The following is a 26,919-nucleotide window of genomic DNA, read 5'->3' as shown; positions in this document are numbered from 1 at the left end:
TCTCTTATGCCTGACTTCGATTGGCTAACTGATGGGGTTATATTAGCCCCGCCCATCACAATCAAAAATAGACAACATTGAACTTGAATCTTTCATATTTGAATGATTAACTCAGAGTGCAACCCTCAAGAGCGATCAACTATGAAAGCAAAAGACATCTCCAATCTCTATCTGTTTTGCCAATCTGTCGAGTGCGGTGGCTTTGCAGCGGCGAGCCTTAAAACACACGTTTCAGCCCCAACGTTATCAAGGGCTGTAGCGAGCCTTGAGGATAAATTGGGTGAAAAACTGGTACACCGTAATGCAAAACAGTTCCAGCTCACGACAGCTGGTGACGAATATTACCAGCGCTTCGCAGCCCTCTTTGTGCAGTTGAATGATGAATGGACACAGCTTTCGAATAGTCAGCCCGTATTAACGGGGGAAATCCGAGTATCTTGCCCAGAGCCATTTGCTGACAATTTCCTGCAAAAAATGGCGATTGAGTTTATGCAGCTTCACCCTGAGGTCTCCGTAACAATTCAATTTAGCGCAGGTACAGAACGTTTCTTTGATGAGCAGATTGATCTTGCGATAGTGACGACGCCTCCTCATGCCAATCATTTAATACAGCGTCAGTTGTTTGAATCACAATTAATGCTCGCGGCATCACCCAGCTATATTGAAAAATATGGTCAGCCAGAACGAGCAGAAGAGTTAATTAACCATCAGCTACTATCGGGTAATAACTTGCCATATTGGGAGCTAAAAGAAGACGGCAAAACACTCCGTATTCCCTATCAACCTCGTTACTCAATCAGCAGTCTACGTTTAAATATTGATGCGACATTGGCAGGTGCTGGGATCTGCATGATGCCAAGAGCAGTTTTTGAAAAGCATGCAGATAGAAAAGAGTTGGTCGAGGTATTGCCAGAACTTGAATACCCAACGGGTAAAGCATTCTTGGTGTGGGCAGACAGAAAGCTGATAGCGACCAGAGTGGTTGCCTTTAGGGACATGATTTTTGAACGGTTTGGGCAATCTGCTGAGTTTCTGGCTTCGATTCACTCTGAGCGAGACTCGTAGTTGTTATATTTATGAAATGCCTATTTATAAATGAAATGCGCCAGACTAGACGAACTAATCTGGCGTTTATTATGTGACTTTAGCGATTACTTTTTACGAAAATATAAGAATGCATTCAACCACGCTAAACCAAGAATAGTCAGCGTCATTACAGGTGGTTTAGACTGAAGCGGTAGCACTTCGGCAGGCACATTTGGCAGTAGGTGAACATACACTGCAACGATCATAATTGCTGTCGTTAATAGCGTTGATAACTCTATGGCTTTATCTTTAATCGGTGCCGCAAGTGCCTTATTACCAATCATCACCACAAGCAACAGTAGACCTGCAAAAATCTCACCTAATTGACCAGCCCAGCGAGACAACGTTGGTAAAGGCAGTTCACTCAGTGCAATTTGTTTTGCAAACATAGCCGTGAACGGGTCAAAGAATTTTACCATTCCCGCCATCACCATAAAGGCGCCAAGTAGACCTGTTAGGAGCTTTTGAACTTTTGTTCCTACGCTGTCGGTTTTGTCATAGCTACGAACCAAAAAAATACCCGTAACGAGTAGCATCGTGCCAATAAGAAATAGCTCAAGAATTAATTGTGATGTGCTCATAGTAAACCTTCATTATGTGTTATCAAGTTGATGGCACTATTCTACGAAGCACTCTAAGGTTCAAAAATAGACAACTTTGTTCTATATCCATGCAAAAATGAAAGATTGAATTGTTTATAGATTTACTTCCTAGACCGTTTTTGGAAAAAAAACGTTACTCAACCTCGAACAAAGACCGAGACTCCATCATTCTTGTAAACGGCAAACTCAAGTTTTCACAGCAAGTGCGTAAATGTCTTGACAAACTCAATCGTGATCTTTAAATTGCAAACCGACCGGACGGTCAGTAGAATTTCAATCAACGAAATCAAGCCAGAGTTTACCAATGGATAATGTTAACTCGCCGGTGATCACGCATCTCAATATGCGTGATTTTTTTAAATAAAATAACAGACTGACCAGTCAGTCTTTGACGTGAGAAGAATCGAGTGAACACGCCATATCAGATCCAGTTTGAAGCATTTAATGCGGACGATTTTTATACCGAAGCACATGCAAAATTGTATGCTCAATTTGCAGAAGATTTAATCGCTGAGGGTAACTATTCAATCGTTTACAAAGATGTCGCGCACGCATGCTACACCCCAATCACAATCGATGAAGCCCCTACCCTCAAGTGCTTTGTATTAGCGCCATTAGCGGTATTACCAGAACACCAAGGCAAAGGTTACGCAACGAAACTAATGGAGCAAGCGGAAAGCGAATTAGACGCTGATGTCATCTTCGTGCTAGGAGATCCAAAACATTACGCTCGACGCTTCAACGCGAAACATAATGTCGCCTTGCCTATTGGCACAGGTGAGTCACCGGATTTTTGGTTTGCTCGAGAGTTAACACCGGGGGCACTTGATGGTGTTGGTAAATCGTCATCAAGTATTAAGGGCGTATTCTCCAATCCGATTATGTGGAGCAATCCAGACGACCAAATTTAGAGACAATAGATAAAAGGTAATTTTTTGATTAGAACACTATTTAGCATTGTATAAATACGTGTTTGATGCCTAAGCAACAAACACATTTTCAAAATCAACCAAGAGGAAAAATTTAACATATAGACGGAGAGATCCTTTGAATATCTCAAAACAAGAACAGAGAGTACTTCATACATTAGCGATGGGCGGTGAAATCCGTCGTTACTTAGACGAAGATGGAAAGTTAACCGAAATAATCTGCTTTACCAGAGAAGGTTATGGTCTATCTAACTGCACCATGGAAACCTTTAAGAAATTAAAAAGTAAGAAGCTGATCAGCTCTAAAGGTGGGCTACCTTACCGTATCACCCAGCTTGGCGCGACATCAGTCCAAGCACAAATGAATCAACGTTAACTGCTTATCAAGGCAAAAATGCAAGGAAGCATTTTTAGAACTTCGGTGTCTGGAACGCCTAAATCCGTCCGAACAACATAAAAAACTAAAAGCGCCTTTCTGGTTGCTCTTTGCCCTTTATTGATAGCCAAGACAAAGAGTAACTGGAGCGCTGGTGAAAAGGTTCAAGAAGTTGAAAGCCTTCTAAGCGGGACATACGCAGCAAGAATTCAGTGAGTATGAAAAACGCAAACATAGACGTCAAAGCTCCCATCACTGCGGCTTAGCAAACACCTGCGTCCAGTAGTAACCATAACTTCCTGAGTGGTTCTCCACCAGCGAAGCACCCATCTGTTCAAAGTCAGCATTCATTATATTCATACAATGTCCTTCGCTGTTTAACCAAGCGTTAACCACTGCATTAATTGAACTCTGCCCTACCGCAACATTCTCCCCTATGCGGCTCCAAGTATAGTTCGTCGCATTTACACGATCTGTCAGCGTACTGCCATCCGAGCCGGTGTGACTCATAAAATCGCCATTCGCCATATCGCTAGAATGCCTAAACGCGGCACTTTCCAAGTCATAATCCCATGTGAGGGCGCTTACTGGCGGCATATATGTTGAACCACACTGACGTGACGTTGCTCGAGCGCTGTTCACCGCTGCAAGCATTTGTTCTGCAAACGTCGCTTGTGGATCACTTGGATCTGAGGGTTGTGATCCGCCACCGCCACTCGGCTGGCTGCCAGTCTGATTAGATTGAGAAGAACCACCTTCCCCTCCACCACACGCACTCAAAAGCAAAGCGAGAATAGGTACAAATATCTTGGTTGGCATCGTCGTTCCTTATTAAATGGCAAAGAGAACACGCTCTTTCATATAACTTCGCCCAATAAGCTAACAAACGACCATAAAATAACCATATGAAACATTAATGTTTAGCTCAATACTTACACAAATTTGTCATTTATATGTGTGTGGTTGAGTTGAAAAATAAGCATTAAATTATCATACACTTGCATATTTAACCATTTGAATAGCGTTCAGTTAAATTGCACTAATAAACATATCGATAATCTAAAAACCTGAAACGGAAAACCTGAAACGGACACACACCACTCCCACATAAATAAGGAAGTAATCCCAAAAAACTTCACCGTAATTCCTTTCTCTGTTTCATGGTTAAATTATTGGCAACCAAATTGTTTTAACCAACAACACTGAGGGAATCTAGTCATGAACCGTGAAGCAAAAGCCCTGCTCAATCACCTTTGTGCTGAATACGACAAGTTGTCGAAGAGTTTCGACGCTCGTCCATTTCCTGAATTCTCCGCAACCATTAACCATCCGTTTGGTCATTGCTTTGTGCGCTGCCCAGCAGGTAGTCAGCGTTTTTCCATCGTATCAGTGAGTTTTGCGCCGTTGGTTCGCGGACAAGGTGTGTTAACCGCCTTTCTCAACTACGTTGACCGTCATCGCTATCATTACCAAGGCGTTGAAGTTGCTATCATTGAAAACAAAAGTTTGGCGAAACGGCTTTTTAACTTGGACTGGCAATACAAGTCCCTATTTAGCAAATTGTTTTGCTCCAACAGACCGACTCTGGTTAAGGACTTTTAGTAAATTTGGTGCGTTTAACTGTTATCCGACAACGACCACCAAATAACTATCTGATCTTTCTTTGTCTATTGATTAACCGTTCCTAATATTAATTTATTGAACGTAAAAGTCTTAATGCTCGTAAGCATTAACAATCAATAACTAAAAGGAAATGAGATGACTTTGCCTCTGGTTAAACTGCACAATGCGACCAAAATTTTTGTTGATGGCAAGGAGCAACACCGTGTGCTGCATAACATCGATTTTGCTTTAGCCAGCGGGTCTAGTATTGCTTTAACAGGTGCCAGTGGCAGCGGTAAAAGTACCCTACTTAATCTTATTGCAGGGTTTGAGCCGTTAACCAGTGGCGAGCTTATTTTAGATGGACAAAACGCCTCAACCTGGATGGACAAACACTGGAGTCAGTTTCGTCATCAAAAGCTTGGTGTGGTATTCCAGCAATTCAACTTGCTTACCCCACTTAACGTTAAACAAAACATTGAGTTTCCGCTGCACCTTAATCAGCAAAAATGGGGAGAGTGGTGCGACTATCTAATCAACAAATTGGGTATCGAACACCTGCTCAATAGGCATGTATCTGCTTTGTCTGGTGGGCAACAGCAACGTGTCGCGATTGCCCGAGCCTTAGCTCATCAACCTCAGCTTCTGCTCGCTGATGAACCAACGGGTAATTTGGATCAAAAAGCGGGCATTGAGGTCATGCAACTACTCAGTGACATCACAACTCAAGGTAACACCGCGGTTCTGCTAGTCACTCACAGCCCAACTTGTGCTGCGTTTATGCAAGCCCAACTCCACTTACGCAATGGTCAGCTCTCTCAGCAGATGCCTGCATCTGAGATTAGCTATGAAATCGGATAACGCAGTCATTTCTGCCCTCTCCCAAACCTTTCTCACTTTGAGGGTGTTTGCTGCCCACTATCGGCAAGCGCCATTGCAAGCTGTGGCGATTCTGATTGGTATTGTGCTGGCGGTAAGCTTGTTCGTCGCGGTGCAAGCGATCAACCTTAACGCAAAACGCAGTTATAGTGGCGTTTCTGAGCCACTTAGCATTCAAGCTAAACAGCTCATCATTCCTCCAACTGGTCAGCGCTATTTGTCCGAATCGCTCTATTTTTCGCTACGTCAACTTGGCATTTCAAACATTTTGCCAGTGGTAGAGGGACGCGTACGCGATGACAATGGGCGCCGCTGGTCGATACAAGGCATTGATGTGGTCGCAGCCGTTACTGCTAGACAAAAAGCAAAGGATGATCCGTCATTGTCCGTCCAAACCAAGGACAATAGTTCAAACAATGTTTCGCTTTCCAGCACCGAAATCCCCTTAGCTGAGCTTATTTCGGGTGAACCTGTATTAATGATGAGCCAAACCCAGCACCAAAGTATCGACGAGGTGCGTTACCTTTTCTTAGATAAGAAAAAAATAAGGGTAGCGGTATTGCCCGACGAATGGCAGCTAGGAAATCGAGTATTAGTGGATATCAGCTTTGCTCAACAGCTACTCGGTCAATCAGGCAAGCTCAGTTATATCGCGATTTTAGATACCGATGCAGATAAAGCACTTATAGAAAAGAGCATCGGCAACCTCGGTCAAATAACCATTAATAAAAAAGAGACTCAGCTTGATTCGCTTACCGATAGCTTTCATCTGAACCTAACGGCAATGAGTTTATTAGCTTTCTTCGTGGGACTTTTCATCGCGTACAACGGCGTTAAGTACAGCTTATTAAAACGTCATCGCTTGCTGGTACAGATCCAACAAACGGGTGTCGCTCAACAATCGGTTTTAAGTGCTCTGGTATTTGAGCTGACGATTTTAGTCTCATGTGGCACCACACTAGGGTTTGTGCTTGGTCTTCAACTCAGCCACTGGCTTCATCCGACCGTGGCACTAACACTAGAACAGCTCTACGGCGCAACGATTCTACCAGGCTCTTGGCAATGGCAATGGTGGCTGCAAGCTTTGTTTCTCACGTTAGCCGCAACGATTCTGGCGAGCTGGCAACATTTACGCCAACGTGTTCGTCAGCCTCTCTCGTCACACGGAGGTTTTTATCATGCTCCTGTAGTTACGAACAACAATGCTTTATTTGTCGTCGCAGTTACACTGACCTTGTTCGCCCTATTTGGATTGTTCCTAAGCCACCATCATCGACTCACAATGGCGTGGCTTGGGGTTCTTGTGACTGCTATTCCACTCTACCTCCCCAAAGTTCTTTATGTACTGGCTGGTTGGAGCGAGCGACACACCCAACATGGGCTAATGCTCTATCTATTCGCTGAACTTAAAGAGCTTATCGCCCCACTCTCTCTTGCTATGATGGCGCTCCTACTCGCAGTCACCGCCAATATTGGCATGAATACTCTAGTAGGCAGTTTTGAGTACACACTCAAACAATGGTTAGAGCAGCGCCTACATGCCGATATCTATATAAGCCCAGCACAAAGTGAAATGGCAGAAATAGAACAAGCACTCGATCAGATGGATAGTGTCGACAAAGTCTATAAGCAGTTTTATGTGGATGAACCGCTGCTTGGTTTGCCGATCTTACTCGGCACCAAAGATCGCGATACTTTAGAACAAACCATGGTATTTAAATCTCATATCGATGACTTCTGGCCGCTATTTTTTGCCGGAAAAGTGGTTGCAATAAGTGAACCAACAGCAGTCAAACTGGGATTGTCATTAAACAGCCAAGTAGAGCTAGAAGCATTACCTAAACAAACTCTGATTGTTGGGGCGGTATTCCATGATTACGGCTCCCCCAAAGGTGAAGTACTAATCGCACCTCAGCTGTGGCAGCAAAACGGCTTTACTCAACTGCCAACTAGCCTTGGTGTTAAAGCCGCCAACGACCCACAAAACCTACATCAGCAGCTCATCGAGCGATTCCAACTTCACCCGAGTCAGGTTTATGACCAAACGGAGATCAAAACAATCGCGTTAGAGATTTTCTCGCAGACTTTTGCTATCACGCGTGCACTCAATGGCGTCACTCTGCTGGTTGCTGTTATTGGTTTATTCTGCTCTTGTTTTATGCTTCTCGATGCTCGTAAGGCTGCAATCGCAAGGCTTTACTCCCTTGGAGTAAATCAGCAAAAACTTATGTTGATGGTGGTTGGGCAGATGTTCGTGTTGGTCGTATTTACCTTAAGTATCGCCCTACCATTGGGAGCATTGGTGGGATTTGTCTTGACCGATATTGTCACGCTGCGAGCATTTGGCTGGAGCCTAGAGTTTGTTTGGCGTTGGCAAGATGCACTGATCATCGCAGGTATTACGCTGATCGTCGCCATCATCGCAACCTTCACCCCCCTCTGGCGTCTTGTTCGAAAACCGATCATGACCAGTTTGCAAAACGAGGTGCTGTAATGATTAAAATAAGGAAAATCGTCGCTCTATTTGTTGCCGCATTATTATTGATAGGCTGCGATGAGCCAAAATCTAACAGTATGGGTAACTGGCTAGGTGATAGTACAAAACCAAGTGAATCTTCCTACGCACCTGTGGTGAAGGGTGTCGATATTCACTTTCCTGACGATCACCAAGCTCATTACAGTTTTCGTCATGAGTGGTGGTACTTCACCGCGAATCTAGTCGACCAAAAAGGTAATCCGCTGGGTATCCAATGGACACAATTTCGTTTTGCAACCGCCCCGCAGGATAAGGATGGGGATGAGACGCCAAGAGAAGCGTATAACTCATGGCATAGTCGACAACTCTACATGGCTCATAGCGCAGTAACGACTGAAGCACACCACTCTGCTGATGAAAAATGGTCACGACAGCACACCAAACTGGCTGGCGTCGAAAAAAATCCCTTGCGAGTCTTTCTTGATGATTGGCAATGGCAATCGCAAAGTGAGGAACTGTTACCTGCCAAGCTGAATGTTAAGTCAAAGCGGTTTAGCTACACGTTAACGCTTGATAGTACAGCCCCTTATCAAAAGCAAGGAGAGCAAGGCTACAGCATAAAAAGTGCGAATGGTGAGGTCGCTTCTTACTATTACAGCCAACCTTTCATTGAAGTTGCAGGTGAAGTCGTCATTCAAGGCAAACGCCATCAAGTCAGAGGCAACGGTTGGATAGACAGAGAATGGAGTTCTCAGTTTCTGCTCGACTCGCAGCAAGGTTGGGATTGGTTCGCTTTGAGGCTTAATCATCAAACCACGCTCGTCGTCTTCCAGCTTCGTGGAGATGATAAAAACCAAGCTCATTACGCTCACGCACGGCTTATGCTCAAAAATGGCGAAAGTGTCACTATCTCGCAAGAGGACTTCCGTTTAAACCCTATCAAACAAACCAAAATTCAAGGTGTTGATTACCCAACTTTTTGGCAACTTCAGATACCGAAGCACAAAATCGACCTAACCATCTCAGCACTTAATCCAAACGCAAAGATGCCTTTGTCTGTACCCTATTGGGAAGGACCCGTTGAAATTGGAGGCTCTCATAATGGTACTGGGTATATGGAACTCACGGGGTACTAGAGTAGCGTGAGCAAATTAATACAACTTCATTTTAAACAGAACCTTAACACCTATTATCAAAACGCAGTTATACTTCTACATTATCCAAAGTGCTGTACTGTTCATGACGCTTAAAGACATTCTTCAAATTCGCAACGTGCGCTACTTCTTAATGTTTAGATGTAGTTACTTTGCTCGATTTTATTACCCTATTTTTACCCTGCTCTATTTAGACTACGGATTAACCCTTTCTCAGTTCGCAATGTTAAACGTTGTTTGGGCAGCCACTATTGTCTTAGCGGAAGTCCCATCAGGTGCGTTTGCCGATACGTTAGGTCGAAAAAAACTCGTCGTGTTGTCATCGCTTGTGATGTTTGTTGAGATCGCAATGATTGCGTTTGTGCCCACAGGCAACTCAACACTGGTGTTTATGGTGTTCTTTATCAATCGAATACTCAGCGGTCTTGCAATGGCATTAGCCAGTGGTGCCGATGAAGCGCTGGCTTATGACACGTTGAAGGAACAAGGCAAAGAAGACCTATGGCCTCGAGTGCTACAGATCCAATTACGTATCGCTTCCAGTGTCGGTATCTTTGTCACCCTAGTGGGTGCGGCAATGTACGATGTAAACTTCATGGCTTCTGTATTTAATCTGATCGGATTTGAGCCCCCAACAAGCACTCAAGACATCATGCGCATACCTGTTTATGCCACCTTAGGCGTTGCGATGATTGCCATCTATTCTGCTTTGAATATGAGGGAAGAAAAAAAGGTTTTACCCGCGAATAGCACAAAACTATCGACGACAATTGCAAGCCTTAAGCTAACGTTAAACACTGGCAAATGGGTACTCTCTACGCCTTACGTTCTATTTATCCTGCTCTACTACAGCTTGTTTGAACATACTTCACGCATGTTTTTAACCATGAACAGCCAATATTACCGAGCAATTGATATTCCCACCATTTACTTTGGTTTAATCGGGGCTGGAGTGAGTTTACTCAAAATCATTTTAGCTGGGCAAAGTCGCCACTTGGCTGAAAGCATGGCACCAAAGACATTTATCGCGGTGATGGGGATTGCTTCCATTGCGACCTACTATTGGATCAGTTTAGGTTGGTCAATTTACGGGGTGATTCCGGCGCTCATTTTAATATTCATCATTATGACCATGAATATTTTCATTAGCTATCACCTGAACAAAAGAACAGAGTCCCATAACCGAGCGACGGTACTGAGCTTTAAGGGCCTCATGTTTAACCTTGGATATGGTTTGATTGGCATTCTATATGCCTATTATTACAAACTACTTTCGCAAAACTATACACAAGAACAAATCGAGCAGCACATTGACTTTATCGCGTCACTCTCTTCGTTTGTTTACTACTTTGCATTTTTGTTTGTACTCATTAGCGTGGCTTTTTATATAAAAGATCAAAAAGAAGCAATTTTTGATAAATAACCAAAGACTCGTTTTGCAACTGATATAAAAAAAGGACCTCTCGGTCCTTTTTGTTTGTTATGTATGACCAGAATCAGGAACTGTTAGTAAATCTCGAATGATTGTGTCTGAATCCAGCAGGCTTCCCCCTTCTTTATATTGAGACGTGGCATTCTCCAATATCACTGTATGGGTTGAATCGCCAGATGATATCGTTAACTTGAGGTCATCACTGTCATTCTCATCTGGAGCAATGGCTAGGCTTAACAGGTCTTCCACGTTTTGACCTTCTACGACATCTAAAATATCGCTGATATCCAGTGCATCTTCACCTCTGGTGAAATCCTTGATGATGTCGACTTCACCGTCTCTAATTCCATCACCTTGATCGACAAACTTGAACAGGTCGAAGTCATCCCCACCCATGAGAATGTCATTTCCGAGACCGCCGATGATTACATCGCTGCCTTCTCCACCATCGATATAATCGTTGCCGGTACCACCTCGAATAACATCATAACCATCCCCACCAAAGATAGTATCATTACCCGAGCCACCAAAAATCGCATCAGATCCGCCTTCACCAAAAACAAAATCATCACCGGCACCGGCATGAGCTGAATCAAGATTCGCAACGCCTTGAACTAATAAAGAAGAGTTTTCCTCAGACTCACTCATTATGTCATTATTATTTGGATCTAAATCAGTAAAACGATCATCCGTAGCTTCTAAATGGACTCCATCAGCACCTTGAGCATAATTACGCAATGTCTCATTGACTTGATCTATACTTGCTTGCTGATTAGCGTGCTCGTCAAGTGGAGAGTGGCTATCACCCATGTATATCGTATCATTACCTCCGCCAAGATAAACCGTATCTCCCGCTTCACCGACATCGACCAAGAGCCCCTCTTTGTGGTCTGAAATTGCCTCATGACGAACTCCAGATGTCGACCAATAAAGAGTCTCATTGGCGCTCAGATAGTCAACGATCGCAACCTGGTCGACATGATTAGGGTGGATAGATGCAACCATTCTCTCCGTAGCCAAGTTGGCCGTTGCTTCGCTGCTGTATTCGCCCATTGAATCAATAGCTCTGTAATCAAATGCATCATTAACATTGTTCGCAGAACTAACTTGAACACCTTGTAATACATAGCCTGGACTACCATTTTTTGCATCAAGTACTAAGCGTACTTCATCAAAGCTGATGCTACTATTCAGACTAGTCACACCTTCCTTATTGTGACCATCGACTCGTTGGCTAATCGTTAACTCTTGATCTCCAACTAACTGCCCATCTTTGTAGTACAAAGCTGTAAGGGTTGGGCTATTCTGGCCGCTGTTGAAAAGCCCATTAACGCTGCCAAGGAAAACGTCAGCGTGGGTAACTTCAAGTGTATCGAATTTTATTGAAATATATTCACCTGGGCTATTTTCATCACCATTATCATTTGGTCTTTCACGCCCTGAAGTGTTTATCGCCAAGCCTTTTTCTCCAGCAGCTTGATCGTATACCAAGACTCCTTCTTGGGTGAAGTTATAGCTTTCATTCGTTTTATCAACCGTACCACCAGAAATGGTATACATTCCGCCGACCGATACACTTGCGCCACTCAGTTGGTTGAAATCTTCATCTTCAGCCTTCCACAAGCTGTTTTCTTTTAACATATCTGCGCTAACGACATACTCAATTGATAGGTTCTCTGAAACAACGTCACCAACTGAAAGGGTTGTTATTACACCATCAGCATTGGTATAAAATAGTTCGCCAAACTTAGGCTCTGACTCAATCACAACACGAACTTCTGCACTGGATTGATCATCTTCTAGGTCATCGACCAAATCAGTAAAAGAAAACTCTTTTCTACCTGCTACAGTATCAAAATCTGCATCCATCGCATTCGGAGGAGTATTCGGGAAACCATCCACCTTGTCGATGACGGTGACATTGATCACCACAGGATCGGATGTTGATGAATCATCATTACTTTTCTCAGTCGAAGTCGCAGTAATCGTTAATGGAATACTGCTGTCACTCGCGTTAGTGATCATGATCTGTAAATCAGCGAGTTGGTCTTGGTATTTGGTCAAGTCAGCAACACCGTCAACTACTTCAATATCAATAATTTTATCGCCGCTATTAATTCTTAACTCGGCATCATCAGGAATACCTTCCATCTTAATCGTCAGCGTTTCAGAGCCATATTGATGCCCTGCCATGCCAATGACATCCGATGCAGAAATATTGATATCGCTAAGGTTAATAAACTCGCCTTCATAGCCATAATTATCGGTCTTAGCTAATTGGATATTGTCGAGTAAAACGCCAAAAGTATCCGTGTCACTAGCGTTACCATGATCCGACTCAAACACCAGTTTGTATTCGCCATCGGTAGGAATTTGAAAATGCTGCTGAATGCTTGACCAATCTTTAGATTGCTCGTAAACAAACACTGGCGTGCGAATACCATCTGCATCTTCTAAGAAAACAGTGAGTGGTGAGCTGCCTGGTCTTCTTGCGGCGGCATCAAAAGAGATCTCATAGAACGCACCTGCTACACCTGTAAATTGGACAAAGAGGGAGCTGTCGCCAGTGTTACCTTCCAACTCCATAACCTGGTTGTTACTGTTACCTGCTCCGTAAGTGCTTTCTAAACCTACTTCAACCGTACTCGGGTCATTGTACGTCCCCCAAGTTCCGGAATCTGCACCGCTCAGATCTTCACCTATGACTTCTCCAGTCCATTCGGACCCATTAAGTTCGATGCTTTCGAAGTGTTGCGAAGCGATGATTTTCTCGTCTGCTAATTGAACAATTGGCTTATCCGCGACGGCTTCAACTTTTATATCAACCTTTTGAGCGCTCCCTAAAGGCTTACCCTCGACATTATTTGGCTGAACATTGAGAGTAAAGTCGCCATGACTGTCTTTAGGTGGTAAAAACTCGATTGTGGTATTGGCATCGATATCGAGGGTCGCTGACGAGTCATTCAGATCAACCGGTTCACCATTCACCAAAATTTTTCCGCCATCAGGAACATTAGAAAGCGTCAGACTGCTAATAAGAGATAAATCGACATTGGTAAGACCAAGGTCAATCGGTTGATCTTCAAAACCATGGGCATCCGCAACCACATTAATGATGTTGCCAGAAGCGGAAGCTGTACTGCCATCTGGTGAGGTGATCGAGACTGTATAATCCTCAAGATGCTCAAATTTACTATCATCAACGGTTGGGATAATAATTGAGAAAGAGCTGACACCCTGCGGCACAATCAACTGACCATTTTCAAGCTTAACGCCATGGGTAAATTGCGCATTACTGAGGTTAACATCGCTATCATTTGCAGCGTCGCCCGCCTTGCCAAATGCAATTTCATATTTAGCATTATCACCGGTGGCAAGTACGCCCTGCTTTAGTGCCACCAAGTAAACTAAGTTATCTCCCTCTGCCACTTCAGATTCTAGAAGCGACACCTGGGTAACTGGTACGGCATCTGGATTTGGGTTAACTATCACACTGACAGTCGCTTCAGCAAAGCCGCCTTTGTCATCGGTAATTTGGTAATCAAAGGTCGTTTTGCCCGGCACTGACGACTTGAAGTGCACCAAGCCGTCTTTGATATAAACTTCGGCGTCATCGCCACTTTTAGTTATAGCAGTGATGCGAATTGCATCGCCATCTATATCTGTATCGTTACGAAGTAGTTCACTCAGTGGAATTTTAAGCTCGCTGCCTTGATTAACGACGTAAGCACCACCACCCTTACCTTCAAAACCTGTTAAAAAGTAGTCTGAAGAATCGTCGCCTTTATTTGGATCCGGCTGAATAACAAAATCGGTCGCTTCGAAAACGATACTATCAAAAGCAATATCACCAAAATCATTTGAGTTAAATTCGTACTCACCTTTGTTGTTACCATCGTTAGCGGTAAACATCCCACTGGCGACGGCTACACCCTTAAAATAAGCGACCCACTTACCCTGTTCATGATTAGTCGTTCCACCCTCATTTTTATAAAGGTTTGACACTGAAAATTTGAATTCTGTAATTGGTTCTTTGAAGTTAATCGTTACCTGCTCTGATTTACCGTCTTCACGATTATATTGAATTTGGTTGCCCGGTCCGCCATTGACATCGCCATCAACGCCCAACTTATTACCGCTCGTATTCAGCGTTTTATCATTACCTCGATAACCCGCACTTAAGCCGTTCTTATCAGTTAAGCCATCATGTTGCCAGCTACCTTGGTTGTATCCACCTAGCAAAACAGTAAACGTACCAACAGGATCATCTGTAGCGACAGGCGGAGCATTCGCTTCATCAATAGTTACCGTCGATTGGTTACTTACATTACCATCACTATCAACTGCATGATAATCAAAACTGTCCGACAGTTCCGTTTCAAGATAACGCAGTTCCCAATTACCCTTGCCTTGTGTGCTCAGCTCAACACCGTCAACTAAAGCACCTTCTGGTAATGAATCTCCAACAGCGATTAACGAGCCATTTGGCATGTTTTCCGGATTTGGTGGGATGGTAATTTCATGGAAAAGATCAACATCTCCCGATGAATGCTTTTGATAAGTGTATTGGGCTGAGCCTGTAATACCATTTTGATCAACATAACTGATTGTAATAACAACTGAGGTCTCTTTATTTGTGCCTAGCCCTTCTTCAAAATAGCCTCCCAATCCATCAAGACCTAGGGTGATGCTATCCGCTGGACGACTACTAAATTCAATTGCTAGTGTTTCATTTTTATTAATGCCGTAATCACCACCAACACCGATACCATAGCCAACATGATTCTTGTTTGCTTCACCATTATATTGAGTAAGCGTGGCATCTTTATTTTTTGTGGAAGTCGAAGTAATCGTTACCACATCAGTATCGTTCAGTTTTAACTCTCGAACTGTATCGCTAACTTTTTCGCCCCAATTATAGAAATCAGTTGTGCTAGAGCCTTTGTTGTCCTGACCAAGAGGTTTTGATTCGGCATCACTATTAATACCTAAAATAAACCCTTCTGAATCTGCATCCGGTTCGTAATGAATTGAGTCTTGGTCAAACTGCTTATACTGGTCCGAACTCTTATCTGGGTGATATAAGTCATCAGCAGTGATTTCTATATAATTATCACCGTCCTTATAATAAAGCGTACCGTGATCCGGTAATTCACTAATTACAATCTTGAGGTCGATGTTAGCGGCATCATCCTCTAAATCGGAGATTCGGTCGTCAGACGTGTCAGTAATTGGGGTTTTGGCGGTATCAAAAACAACTTGTGTCTTACCGCTGTGACTAACCTCAGTGTCGAAGTCTTTTGACTCTGGTGGGTTGTTTTTAACCACCGTCACATTAATTACCACAGGATCGGAAGTTGATGCATCATCATTACTTTCCTCAGTCGACGTAGCTGTAACCGTTAATGGAATACTGCTGTCACTCGCGTCAGGGATCATGATCTGTAAATCCGCGAGTTTATCTTGGTATTTGGTTAAATCAACTACACCGTCAGTCACTGTTATGGGAATAATTTCATTACCGCTATTAATTCTTAACTCGGCACCAGCAGGAATGCCTTCCATCTTAATCGTCAGCGTTTCAGAGCCATATTCGTGCCCTGCCATGCCAATGACATCCGATGCAGAAATATTGATATCGCTAAGGTTAATAAACTCGCCTTCGAAGCCATAATTATCGGTCTTAGCTAATTGGATATTGTCGAGTAAAACACCAAAAGTATCCGTGTCACTGGCGTTACCATGATCCGACTCAAATACCAGTTTGTATTCGCCATCAGTTGGAATTTGGAAATGCTGCTGAATGCTTGACCAATCTTTAGATTGCTCGTAAACAAACACTGGCGTGCGAACACCACCGGCGTCTTCTAAAAATACAGTCAGTGGCGAGCTGCCTAGTCTTCTTGCGGCGGCATCAAAGGAAATCTCATAAAACGCTCCGGCAACTCCGGTAAACTCGACAAACAAGGAGCTATCGCCACGATTGCCTTCCAACTCCATAATCTGGTTATCGCTTTTACCTGGTCGATAAGTCCCTTCAAGACCTACTTCAACCGTGCCAGGGTTGTTATTCGTCCCCCAAACACCTGAGTCCGCATCAGTTAAATCATCACCCGTTACCTTTCCGGTCCATTTTGATCCATTAAGTTCGATGCTTTCGAAGTTTTGCGAAGCGATGATTTTCTCGTCTGCTAATTGAACAATTGGCTTATCCGCGACGGCTTCAACTTTTATATCAACCTTTTGAGCGCTACCTAAAGGCTCACCCTCGGAATTATTAGGCTGAACATTGAGAGTAAAGTCGCCATGACTGTCTTTAGGTGGTAAAAGCTCGATTGCGGTATCGTCATCGATATCGATGGTCGCTGACGAGTCATTCAGATCAACCGGTTCACCATTCACCAAAATGTTTCCGCCATCAGGAACATTAGAAAGCGTCAGACTGCTAATAAGAGATAAATCGACATTGGTAAGACCAAGGTCAATCGGTTGGTCTTCAAAACCATGGGCATCCGCAACCACATTAATGATGTTGCCAGAAGCGGAAACTATACTGCCATCTGGTGAGGTGATCGAGACTGTATAATCCTCAAGATGCTCAAATTTACTATCACCAACGGTTGAGATAATAATTGAGAAAGAGCTGACACCCTGCGGCACAATCAACTGACCATTTTCAAACTTAACGCCATGGGTAAATTGCGCATTACTGAGGTTAACATCGCTATCAGTTGCAGCGTCGTCCGCCTTGCCAAATGTAATTTTGTATTGAGCATCCTCACCTGTAGCCAGTACGCCTTGATCTAGCTTGACAAGGTAAACAAGGTTATCTCCCTCGGCAACTTCAGACTCGTGCATGGTTATGCTGTCAATTGATGCAGATGCAGGACCTGGGTTCACGATGACGCTTACCTCGGCTTCATCAAAACCACCTTTGTCATCCGTAATTTGATATGTAAAAGTGGTTGCTCCTGGTTTTGATGAGGTGAAATAAACATAGTCACCTTGAACGTACACGTCGGCTTGTTCACCACTTTTAGTAATAGCAGTAATGCGAATGGCGTCGCCATCTATATCTGTATCGTTACTCAGCAGTTCACTCAGTGGAATTTTAAGCTCGCTGCCCTGATTAACGACGTAAGCACCACCGCCTGTACCTTCAAATCCTGTTAAAAAGTAATCAGAAGAATCGTCGCCTTTATTTGGATCCGGTTGAATAACAAAATCGGTCGCCTCGAAAACGATACTATCAAAGGCGACACCACCTAAAGCGTCGCTATCAAAGGTGTACTCGCCTTTATTGTTACTGTTGTCATCATTAGCGGTAAACATTCCGCTGGCAACGGCTACGCCGTCAAAATAAGCGACCCACTTACCTTGCTCATGATTACCCGTGCCCCCCTCATTTTGATAAAGGTTTGACACTGAAAATTTGAATTCTGTAATTGGTTCTTTGAAGTTAATCGTTACTTGCTCTGATTTACCGGCTTCACGATTATATTGAATTTGGTTGCCCGGTCCGCCATTGACGTCTCCGTTGACGCCCAACTTATCGCCATTGGTATTCCAACCTTTATCATCACCGTTATAATCAGCGTTTAAGCCTTGATCATCAGTTAATCCACCATGGTGCCAGCTACCTTGGTTGTATTCGCCAAGCGAAACAATAAATTCACCTACAGGGTCATTATTAGCTTTAGGAGGGGCATTCCCTTCATCAATAGTCACTGTCGATTGGTCACTAACGTTACCGTCACTGTCCACGGCATGATAATCAAAACTGTCCGACAGTTCCGTTTCAAGATAACGCAGTTCCCAATTACCATTCCCCTGTGTACCGAGCTCAACGCTACTTATCAATGCACCTTCCGGTAACGGGGCTCCAACAGCTACTAATGTGCCATTTGACAAGTCTTCAGCGTTTGCTGAAATGGTAATTTCATGGAAAAGGTCAACATCTCCCGATGAATGCTTTTGATAGGTATATTGGGCGGTGCCTGTAATGCCATTCTCATCGGTATAATTGACAGAGATAACGACAAATGTTTCGTTAGGCTCTCCCACTCCTTGCTCGAACCAGCCACCTAAACCATCCAAGCCCAATGTTACTGTGTCTGCCGGACGAGTCTTGAAATCAATCGTGATGGTTTCGTCTTTTTGAATACCACCGTCATTTTTTACTCCAATACCATGACCGATATGGTTGGCATTCGGATCACCTAAGTATTGCACTAATTTGCCGTTGCTCGCGGTAATAGTGATTTCATCGCCACCAAGAGTTAAAATTCGCTCTTTAGCATTGGTACCTTCAGCTCCCCAATTAAGGAAATAGTCAGAGGTCGCTTTCTCTTCAGTGCCCAAATTAGCGTCTTTTATGCCGAGAATAAATCCTTCGGAATCAGCATCAGGTTCATAGTAAATTGAATCTTGATCGAACTGTTTATACTCATTAACACTTTTATCTGAGTGATATAAGTCATCAGCTGTGATTTCTATATAGTTATCACCGTCCTTGTAAAAAAGTGTGCCGTTATCCGGTAATTCACTAATTACAATCTTGAGGTCGATGTTAGCGGCATCATCCTCTAAATCGGAGATGCGGTCGTCCGACGTATCCGTGATTGGGGTTTTGGCAGTATCAAAAATGACCTGTGTCTTCCCGCTGTGACTAACCTCAGTTTCAAAGTCTTTTGACTCTGGTGGGCGGTCTTCTTGATCTTGAATAGTTGCTTGACCCAACTTCGGTGTTGCTTGTGTCTCTGTCGCGACAGCTAGGGTGAAGGTTTCATCCCCTTCGTAAATAGGAGCGTTCGCATCAGATGTGGTCTGCACCGCCACTTTAAAGCCCGTGTTCCCCGCCGGCAGGTCAAAACTAAACTGGCCGTTGCTGACCTCAACTTCTTTCGACTCTGACTGCCCTTTATTTATAAAAGTCACAACAACGGTGGTACCGGTATAGTCACTACCATTCGCAGTGCCATCCGCAAGACTCATCTCAATCTTTGTTGGAAGCTCACTGGCATTGCTCAACGTGACATCAAACGTCGCTAACTGACCTTCTTCCACCGTTAGGCTGGAAACCTGTGTGACTTCTGGACGATCGTCATCACTCTGCGCACCACCTTCACCACCATCTTGGATCGTCGCTTGCCCTGAGGTTGGTGTAGATTGTGTCTCTGTCGACGCGGTCAGGGTGAAGGTTTCATCCCCTTCGTAAATAGGTGCATCAGCATCAGATGTGGTCTGCACCGCCACTTTAAAGCCGGTGTTCCCCGCAGGCAGGTCAAAACTAAACTGGCCGTTGCTGACCGTCAGAGTTTGTGATTTTTCATCATCACCATCAAGATAAGTCACCACCACCTGGGTGTTGGTGTAGTCACCGCTCTCCGCGGTGCCATCTGCAAGACTCATCTCAATCTGTGTTGGAAGCTCACTGGCATTGCTCAACGTGACATCAAACGTCGCTAACTGACCTTCTTCCACCGTTAGGCTGGAGACCTGTGTGACTTCCGGACGGTCGTCATCACTCTGTGCACCACCTTCACCACCTTCACCACCATCTTGGATCGTCGCTTGGCCTGAGGTTGGTGTAGATTGTGTCTCTGTCGACGCGGTCAGGATGAAGTTTTCATCCCCTTCGTAAATAGGTGCATCAGCATCAGATGTGGTCTGCACCGCCACTTTAAAGCCGGAGTTCCCAGCAGGAAGCTCAAAACTGAACTGGCCGTTGCTGACCGTCAAAGTTTGTGATTTCTCATCATCACCATCAAGATAAGTCACCACCACCTGGGTGTTTGTGTAGTCACCGCTCTCCGCGGTGCCATCTGCAAGACTCATCTCAATCTTTGTTGGAAGCTCACTGGCATTACTCAACGTGACATCAAACGTCGCTAACTGACCTTCTTCCACCGTTAGGCTGGAAACCTGTGTGACTTCTGGACGATCATCATCACTCTGCGCACCACCATTGCCACCATCTTGGATCGTCGCTTGGCCTGAGGTTGGTGTAGATTGTGTCTCTGTCGACGCGGTCAGGATGAAGTTTTCATCCCCTTCGTAAATAGGTGCATCAGCATCAGATGTGGTCTGCACCGCCACTTTAAAGCCGGAGTTCCCAGCAGGAAGCTCAAAACTGAACTGGCCGTTGCTGACCGTCAAAGTTTGTGATTTCTCATCATCACCATCAAGATAAGTCACCACCACCTGGGTGTTTGTGTAGTCACCGCTCTCCGTGGTGCCATCTGCAAGACTCATCTCAATCTTTGTTGGAAGCTCACTGGCATTACTCAACGTGACATCAAACGTCGCTGACTGACCTTCTTCCACCGTGAGGCTGGAAACCTGTGTGACTTCTGGACGATCGTCATCACTCTGCGCACCACCATTGCCACCATCTTGGATCGTCGCTTGACCTGAGGTTGGTGTAGATTGTGTCTCTGTCGACGCGGTCAGGATGAAGGTTTCATCCCCTTCGTAAATAGGTGCATCAGCATCAGATGTGGTCTGCACCGCCACTTTAAAGCCGGAGTTCCCCGCAGGAAGGTCAAAACTGAACTGGCCGTTGCTGACCATCAGAGTTTGTGATTTCTCATCATCACCATCAAGATAAGTCACCACCACCTGGGTACCGGTATAGTCACTACCATCCGCAGTGCCATCCGCAAGACTCATTTCAATCTTTGTCGGCAGATCGCTAACATTACTCAACGTGACATCAAACGTCGCTAACTGACCTTCTTCCACCGTGAGGCTGGAAACCTGTGTGACTTCTGGACGATCGTCATCACTCTGCGCACCACCATTGCCACCATCTTGGATCGTCGCTTGGCCTGAGGTTGGTGTAGATTGTGTCTCTGTCGACGCGGTCAGGATGAAGTTTTCATCCCCTTCGTAAATAGGTGCATCAGCATCAGATGTGGTCTGCACCGCCACTTTAAAGCCGGAGTTCCCAGCAGGAAGCTCAAAACTGAACTGGCCGTTGCTGACCGTCAAAGTTTGTGATTTCTCATCATCACCATCAAGATAAGTCACCACCACCTGGGTGTTTGTGTAGTCACCGCTCTCCGCGGTGCCATCTGCAAGACTCATCTCAATCTTTGTTGGAAGCTCACTGGCATTACTCAACGTGACATCAAACGTCGCTGACTGACCTTCTTCCACCGTGAGGCTGGTGACCTGTGTGACTTCCGGACGGTCGTCATCACTCTGTGCACCACCTTCACCACCATCTTGGATCGTCGCTTGGCCTGAGGTTGGTGTAGATTGTGTCTCTGTCGACGCGGTCAGGGTGAAGGTTTCATCCCCTTCGTAAATAGGTGCATTAGCATCAGATGTGGTCTGCACCGCCACTTTAAAGCCGGAGTTCCCCGCAGGAAGGTCAAAACTGAACTGGCCGTTGCTGACCGTCAGAGTGTGTGATTTCTCATCATCACCATCAAGATAAGTCACCACCACCTGGGTGTTGGTGTAATCACCGCTCTCCGCAGTGCCATCCGCAAGACTCATTTCAATCTTTGTTGGAAGTTCACTGGCATTACTCAAAGTGACATCAAACGTCGCTAACTGACCTTCTTCCACCGTGAGGCTGGAGACCTGCGTGACTTCTGGACGATCGTCATCGGTTACATTATTTTCATCAGCCGAGCCAGTACCATCGTCTTTAATCGTCGTCAGACTTGAACCGCCGCCGACTAAACCTGTAACTGGAGTAACAACTAATTGGAATGACTCGTCACCCTCGTAAACGTTGTCTTGGTTAGTTTCAATGGTAACTTCAAGAGACGTCACACCAGAAGGGACTTGGATGGTGCCATCAGGATTGACTGTTAAAACCTCCCCAGTAGAAGATTTCACCGTCAGTAGCTCAAGATCCTCGCTTTCAGCACTAGTGAAGTTTTTCGTTAACTTAAGAGTCGTAGTTTGGTCAGAAGATTTATCGAAGTTTATCGTATAGTTCGCAGTAGAGCCTTCGTTGACATCCCCACCGCCAGTAATGCTTATTTCAGGAATTGGCGTAACGTTAACATTAACAACCAGTGTATCTGAGCCACCTTTACCATCACTCACAATGACTTCGAAACTGTCCAAACCATCATAATTTTCGTTTGGCGTATAGGTCCATGTTCCATCTGAATTGACTATAACGCTGCCATTTTTTGGGGGACTGGATTGGGTAAACTCGAGAACATCATCTACATTTGCATCTGTCGCTTGCAGGGCTCCTGTTACAGATGTATCTTCATTCGTTGTTACAGTTACGTCATCACCAATTGGTTGGCTATTTTGAAACTCGACGGCATCAGCACCATCATTGTTTGGTAGGTTATACTGTTGCAATAGCGTTAAGCTTTGAGTCTTTGAAAGTCCTAACTCTTCTAAATCTTGCGTTGTGAACGCTGTATCCGCGATAGTTTCATCACCGATTCTCACTACCGAAGTGGAATTGATTAAGCTTGAACCATCCACTGTACCGGCCGCGGTCGCAAAACTGTCATTCAACTGTGTCGGATCATCGCCTTGTTCTAGCGCTTCAAAAATCTCTGCTATGTCAGCAGTTAAATCTGTAGCGTTACCAGTTTGACCAAACAGTTGCGCTGTGATTTCGGGGGGATTATTTGGTTCATTGGTAATAACTTGAGCGAGCAGCAAATCACCCGCCTGGGGGGTATCATCCCCGTTTAGTATCCGTACATTTCCCAGCTCATCAATTACTGTCGGTTGCCCTGATACTAACTTGTTCAGTATTGCCATTTACCTAACCCCTTCTGTTGCGACAAGAAATGTTAAATGCGTCGATATTTATAAGTTGTTATTAATTTATCAATTACACGAATAATGTAACATTATATGCAACAACATTTAAACATTTGACCTTGTCCGCATATTACAGATTGTTAATAGTTTTACTGGCATCACAATTTAAAGTGTTGATGGTCTCGATTAGCGGTAATAATTGACTGTTAATAATCACCAAACAGCTCACCACACTAGTTTGCTAGTACGCATTGTCATTTAATCTGTTCAGTCGATATTCATCATGGATAAATAAAGAACTTAGGCATTTTAATTCGTGAAGAACAACGAAATACTTCATTCCAGAACGAGAACAAAATGATTACAACTGTAACTATTTTTACAGCTAATCCATCCAGACCAAATCAAGCAGCCACTTTGCGAACACACCTATTAAATCTAAATAATACCATATTACACTGAATTATTCGGTGCAGATCACAACACCAGCAACAGCTTTAAAACTCGCCTTATTGATTACAACTCTAACGTTTAGACTTGTAAATGAAATCTGTAACTCGTTGCTTATTTTAATTGAATTACGCAGTACTGAAACACTGTCAATTCAATAACAAATCTTGCTTCGAATCAGAAATAAATGACAAAACTGGAGGGACATGATGTCCATTTTTAACCATTTTAAGCAATTGACTGCGGTTTCATGCGTTGCGGCTGCGCTAAGTTTTTCATCTATCGCCAATGCTGATACTTGGCGTTACGCTCACGAAGAATACAAAGGCGACGTACAAGACGTATACGCACTGAAGTTTAAAAAATATATTGAAGATAACTCTGAGCATACGTTGCAAGTTTACCGCTTTGGTGAGCTGGGTGAGTCGGACGATATCATGGAGCAAGCGCAAGCTGGCATTCTTCAGTTTGTTAACCAATCTCCAGGTTTTACTGGTGCACTTATTCCAGAAGCTCAAATCTTCTTTATACCTTACCTAATGCCGACTGATATGGAATCTGTAGTTGAGTTTTTCCGTCAGAGTAAAGCGGTGAACGAAAACTTCCCTAAACTTTACGAGGCGCAAGGTCTAGAGCTACTTAAGATGTATCCTGAAGGTGAAATGGTGATGACCGTTGATGAGCCAATCACTTCACCTGAAGATCTAAAAGGTAAAAAGATTCGCGTCATGACTAACCCGCTACTTTCATCTACCTACGAAGCTTTCGGGGCAACACCTACGCCACTACCTTGGGGCGAGGTATACGGTGCGCTACAAACCAACATGATTCAAGGTCAAGAAAACCCTATTTTCTGGATTGAGTCTGGCGGTTTATATGAAGTATCTCCAAACCTTGTCTTTACTAACCACGGTTGGTTTACTACTGCGTCGATGGCCAACAAAGACTTCTTCGATAAGCTTTCCGCAGAAGATAAAAAAGTGGTTCACGATGCAGCTGATTACGCATTCGATGAAACCATTAAACACATTAACGGTTTAGCTGACAAATCTCTGCAAAAAATTCAAGCAGCTAGCAAAGATGTCACCGTAACTCGCCTAACAGACGCGCAAATCGCTAAGTTCAAAGAACGCGCACCACAAGTAGAAGCCACTTTCTACGAAATGACTGGTGATAGCGGAAAACAACTACTTGATCAATTCAAGCAAGATCTTGAAGCCGTAACCAAATAGTCGTTTATCAAACGGGCACTCCACTTGGGGTGCCTGTTTCTTTGCAGGGAAGTACGCAATGACTGATGCAGAAGCACTGACCTATCGTTCAACACTGCCTGGTTTTCTTGGCTTGTTGGACGATTTTATTTGTAAACTCGAATCTTTTTTACTCGCCGCTGGCGTCCTTTTGATGGCACTCAATACCTGTGTCAATGTCGTCGCCCGCTTTGTGTTTGGTGAGGGGCTATTTTTCTCCGGTGAGATCAACCGAATCCTGATTGTCCTGATCACGTTCGCGGGTATTGGCTACGCCGCTCGTTATGGTCGTCATATTCGGATGTCTGCCATTTATGACGCCCTGCCATTTAAAGGGCGAAAAATCCTAATGACCATCATCGCACTGTTCACTTCTATTGTGATGTTTGTCCTCGCCTACTTTTCTCTTGAGTACATCATATCCATATACGAACGCGGAAGAATTCTCCCTGCGCTGGGGTTTGAAATCTGGTGGATCTACGTATGGGTACCACTTGGCTTTGTCATTACAGGCATCCAATACGCCTTAACCATGTACAAAAACCTTACCTCTTCTGATGTCTATATTTCTGCTGGCGTTCTGGATGGATACGCTGAAACTGAAAGTGAAGTTTAATAAGGCAACTTTTCTATGGCTTTAACCTTAATGTTCATCATGATTGCTCTGTTGATTCTTGGCTTTCCAATGATGATCCCTCTAATTACAGCGGCACTGACGGGGTTCTATATGACCTTCGGCGGTGTCGGACAAATGGATACATTTATCCAACAGGTGCTCGGTGGTATTCGCCCTGCCTCGTTAATTGCGGTACCGATGTTTATTCTCGCTGCAGACATTATGACTCGTGGTCAATCAGCTGCGCGCCTGATCGATATGGTCATGGCTTTTATCGGTCATATTCGTGGCGGTTTAGCCATCAGCACCGCTACCTCCTGTACCCTTTTTGGTGCGGTTTCAGGTTCAACACAAGCAACGGTTGTGGCGGTGGGTTCTGCACTCAGACCTAAGCTACTAAGAGCAGGCTACAGCGATTCTTTTTCGCTGGCACTGATTATTAATGCTAGTGATATTGCCTTTTTGATCCCGCCAAGTATTGGCATGATCATTTATGGCGTCATCTCGGAGACTTCCATTGCAGAGCTATTTATCGCGGGTATTGGTCCAGGGCTAATGATCTTGTTCCTGTTCTCGCTCTATTGTCTCTACTACGCCACTGTCAATAACGTGCCAACCGAAGAGAAAGCAAGCTGGAGCGAACGTTTTCAGGCGACCAAACGCGCGCTGTGGCCACTCATGTTCCCTATTATCATCGTTGGCGGTATTTACGGTGGCGTATTTAGCCCTACGGAAGCGGCAGCCGTTTGTGTGCTGTACGCCTTTATTCTTGAGTTTGTTATCTTCCGTTCGCTGGGAACTCACGATATCTTCACCATCGCGCGCTCAACTGGCTTAATCACCGCCGTGGTATTTATTCTGGTTGGTGTGGGTAATGGATTCTCTTGGATAATCTCATTTGCACAGATCCCGCAAGCGATTCTTGAGGCAGTTGGCATCAGCGAAATGGGTCCAATGGGCGTATTAGCGGCGATCTCAATCGCGTTCTTTATTGCCTGTATGTTTGTCGATCCAATTGTGGTCATTTTGGTGCTCACACCTATCTTTGCCCCTGCTATTGAAGCGACTAACCTCGATCCGGTGCATGTCGGTATTATTATCACCCTGCAAGTGGCGATCGGGTCGGCAACACCACCTTTTGGCTGCGATATCTTCACTGCGATTGCCATTTTTAAAAAACCTTACTGGGAAGTAATCCGCGGTACTGGTCCATTTATCGCTATCTTGTTGCTTTCAGCAGCGTTGTTAGTTTTCTTCCCGCAAATCGCCCTATTTTTGCGTGATATTGCTTTTGCCTAATTGGCAACCTGAGGA

Annotated in this window: 14 protein-coding genes; 11 read left to right on the top strand and 3 right to left on the bottom strand. The window is 44.4% G+C overall.

Annotated elements, in window-relative coordinates; all coding sequences use genetic code 11:
- Window positions 1-141 precede the first annotated feature (141 nt).
- Window positions 142-1,065: a LysR family transcriptional regulator gene (locus GZN30_RS04630; protein ID WP_075648883.1), complete on the top strand. Its 924-nt coding sequence runs from the start codon at window positions 142-144 to the stop codon at window positions 1,063-1,065.
- An 86-nt stretch (window positions 1,066-1,151) separates the two neighbouring features.
- Here the strand turns inward: GZN30_RS04630 and GZN30_RS04625 are convergent, their stop codons facing one another.
- Window positions 1,152-1,667, bottom strand: a complete 516-nt coding sequence (locus GZN30_RS04625; RefSeq protein WP_075648842.1) for a hypothetical protein — start codon at window positions 1,665-1,667, stop codon at window positions 1,152-1,154.
- 428 nt (window positions 1,668-2,095) lie between these two features.
- Here GZN30_RS04625 and GZN30_RS04620 point away from each other — a divergent pair, with 428 nt between their 5' ends.
- A complete protein-coding gene (locus tag GZN30_RS04620; RefSeq protein WP_075648841.1) occupies window positions 2,096-2,599 on the top strand; it encodes a GNAT family N-acetyltransferase in 504 nt (167 codons plus the stop codon).
- A 136-nt stretch (window positions 2,600-2,735) separates the two neighbouring features.
- Complete coding sequence (locus GZN30_RS04615) at window positions 2,736-2,993, top strand: YjhX family toxin (protein ID WP_075648840.1); 258 nt, start codon at window positions 2,736-2,738, stop codon at window positions 2,991-2,993.
- Window positions 2,994-3,245: 252 nt separating this feature from the next.
- Here GZN30_RS04615 and GZN30_RS04610 read toward each other — a convergent pair whose 3' ends face one another.
- Window positions 3,246-3,812: a CAP domain-containing protein gene (locus tag GZN30_RS04610; protein ID WP_075648839.1), complete on the bottom strand. Its 567-nt coding sequence runs from the start codon at window positions 3,810-3,812 to the stop codon at window positions 3,246-3,248.
- Window positions 3,813-4,211: 399 nt separating this feature from the next.
- Here GZN30_RS04610 and GZN30_RS04605 point away from each other — a divergent pair, with 399 nt between their 5' ends.
- The 5 genes from GZN30_RS04605 to GZN30_RS04585 all read left to right on the top strand — a co-directional run bounded on the left by GZN30_RS04605 (window position 4,212) and on the right by GZN30_RS04585 (window position 10,527).
- Complete coding sequence (locus GZN30_RS04605; RefSeq protein ID WP_075648838.1) at window positions 4,212-4,595, top strand: hypothetical protein; 384 nt, start codon at window positions 4,212-4,214, stop codon at window positions 4,593-4,595.
- 156 nt (window positions 4,596-4,751) lie between these two features.
- The gene (locus GZN30_RS04600) at window positions 4,752-5,456 is read left to right on the top strand and encodes an ABC transporter ATP-binding protein (RefSeq protein ID WP_075648837.1); all 705 of its coding nucleotides are present in this window, start codon (window positions 4,752-4,754) and stop codon (window positions 5,454-5,456) included.
- Window positions 5,443-7,968: an ABC transporter permease gene (locus GZN30_RS04595; RefSeq protein ID WP_161987031.1), complete on the top strand. Its 2,526-nt coding sequence runs from the start codon at window positions 5,443-5,445 to the stop codon at window positions 7,966-7,968. Before GZN30_RS04600 ends, GZN30_RS04595 begins: the two co-directional genes overlap by 14 nt.
- Window positions 7,968-9,086: a lipocalin-like domain-containing protein gene (locus GZN30_RS04590; protein WP_075648835.1), complete on the top strand. Its 1,119-nt coding sequence runs from the start codon at window positions 7,968-7,970 to the stop codon at window positions 9,084-9,086. The genes GZN30_RS04595 and GZN30_RS04590 overlap by 1 nt, the downstream gene beginning before the upstream one ends.
- Window positions 9,087-9,189: 103 nt before the next feature.
- Window positions 9,190-10,527: an MFS transporter gene (locus GZN30_RS04585; RefSeq protein ID WP_075648834.1), complete on the top strand. Its 1,338-nt coding sequence runs from the start codon at window positions 9,190-9,192 to the stop codon at window positions 10,525-10,527.
- A gap of 57 nt (window positions 10,528-10,584) precedes the next feature.
- On the opposite strand, the gene GZN30_RS04580 is transcribed toward GZN30_RS04585, so the two are convergent.
- Window positions 10,585-23,286 carry a tandem-95 repeat protein gene (locus tag GZN30_RS04580; RefSeq protein ID WP_161987030.1) on the bottom strand — a complete coding sequence of 4,234 codons (12,702 nt, stop codon included), beginning with the start codon at window positions 23,284-23,286 and terminating at the stop codon, window positions 10,585-10,587.
- A gap of 662 nt (window positions 23,287-23,948) precedes the next feature.
- Here GZN30_RS04580 and GZN30_RS04575 point away from each other — a divergent pair.
- From GZN30_RS04575 to GZN30_RS04565, 3 genes are read left to right on the top strand one after another with little or no spacing between them, the layout of a single operon-like run.
- A complete protein-coding gene (locus GZN30_RS04575) occupies window positions 23,949-24,971 on the top strand; it encodes a TRAP transporter substrate-binding protein (RefSeq protein ID WP_075652494.1) in 1,023 nt (340 codons plus the stop codon).
- 58 nt (window positions 24,972-25,029) lie between these two features.
- Entirely contained in the window at window positions 25,030-25,605 is a 576-nt protein-coding gene (locus GZN30_RS04570; protein WP_075652493.1) for a TRAP transporter small permease, read from the top strand.
- A gap of 15 nt (window positions 25,606-25,620) precedes the next feature.
- A complete protein-coding gene (locus GZN30_RS04565) occupies window positions 25,621-26,904 on the top strand; it encodes a TRAP transporter large permease (RefSeq protein WP_075652492.1) in 1,284 nt (427 codons plus the stop codon).
- The last annotated feature ends 15 nt before the right edge of the window (window positions 26,905-26,919 follow it).

Origin of the sequence: Vibrio ponticus (assembly GCF_009938225.1) — a bacterium.
Taxonomy (GTDB): Bacteria; Pseudomonadota; Gammaproteobacteria; order Enterobacterales; family Vibrionaceae; genus Vibrio; species Vibrio ponticus.
This window is presented reverse-complemented; position numbering and strand designations above follow the sequence as displayed.

Excerpts from the sequence above, each read along its gene's own strand:
- GZN30_RS04630 (WP_075648883.1), top strand. The coding sequence starts at position 142 with ATGAAAGCAAAAGACATCTCCAATCTCTATCTGTTTTGCCAATCTGTC.
- GZN30_RS04625 (WP_075648842.1), bottom strand. The coding sequence starts at position 1,667 with ATGAGCACATCACAATTAATTCTTGAGCTATTTCTTATTGGCACGATG.
- GZN30_RS04610 (WP_075648839.1), bottom strand. The coding sequence starts at position 3,812 with ATGCCAACCAAGATATTTGTACCTATTCTCGCTTTGCTTTTGAGTGCG.
- GZN30_RS04605 (WP_075648838.1), top strand. The coding sequence starts at position 4,212 with ATGAACCGTGAAGCAAAAGCCCTGCTCAATCACCTTTGTGCTGAATAC.
- GZN30_RS04600 (WP_075648837.1), top strand. The coding sequence starts at position 4,752 with ATGACTTTGCCTCTGGTTAAACTGCACAATGCGACCAAAATTTTTGTT.
- GZN30_RS04595 (WP_161987031.1), top strand. The coding sequence starts at position 5,443 with ATGAAATCGGATAACGCAGTCATTTCTGCCCTCTCCCAAACCTTTCTC.
- GZN30_RS04590 (WP_075648835.1), top strand. The coding sequence starts at position 7,968 with ATGATTAAAATAAGGAAAATCGTCGCTCTATTTGTTGCCGCATTATTA.
- GZN30_RS04585 (WP_075648834.1), top strand. The coding sequence starts at position 9,190 with ATGACGCTTAAAGACATTCTTCAAATTCGCAACGTGCGCTACTTCTTA.
- GZN30_RS04580 (WP_161987030.1), bottom strand. The coding sequence starts at position 23,286 with ATGGCAATACTGAACAAGTTAGTATCAGGGCAACCGACAGTAATTGAT.
- GZN30_RS04575 (WP_075652494.1), top strand. The coding sequence starts at position 23,949 with ATGTCCATTTTTAACCATTTTAAGCAATTGACTGCGGTTTCATGCGTT.
- GZN30_RS04570 (WP_075652493.1), top strand. The coding sequence starts at position 25,030 with ATGACTGATGCAGAAGCACTGACCTATCGTTCAACACTGCCTGGTTTT.
- GZN30_RS04565 (WP_075652492.1), top strand. The coding sequence starts at position 25,621 with ATGGCTTTAACCTTAATGTTCATCATGATTGCTCTGTTGATTCTTGGC.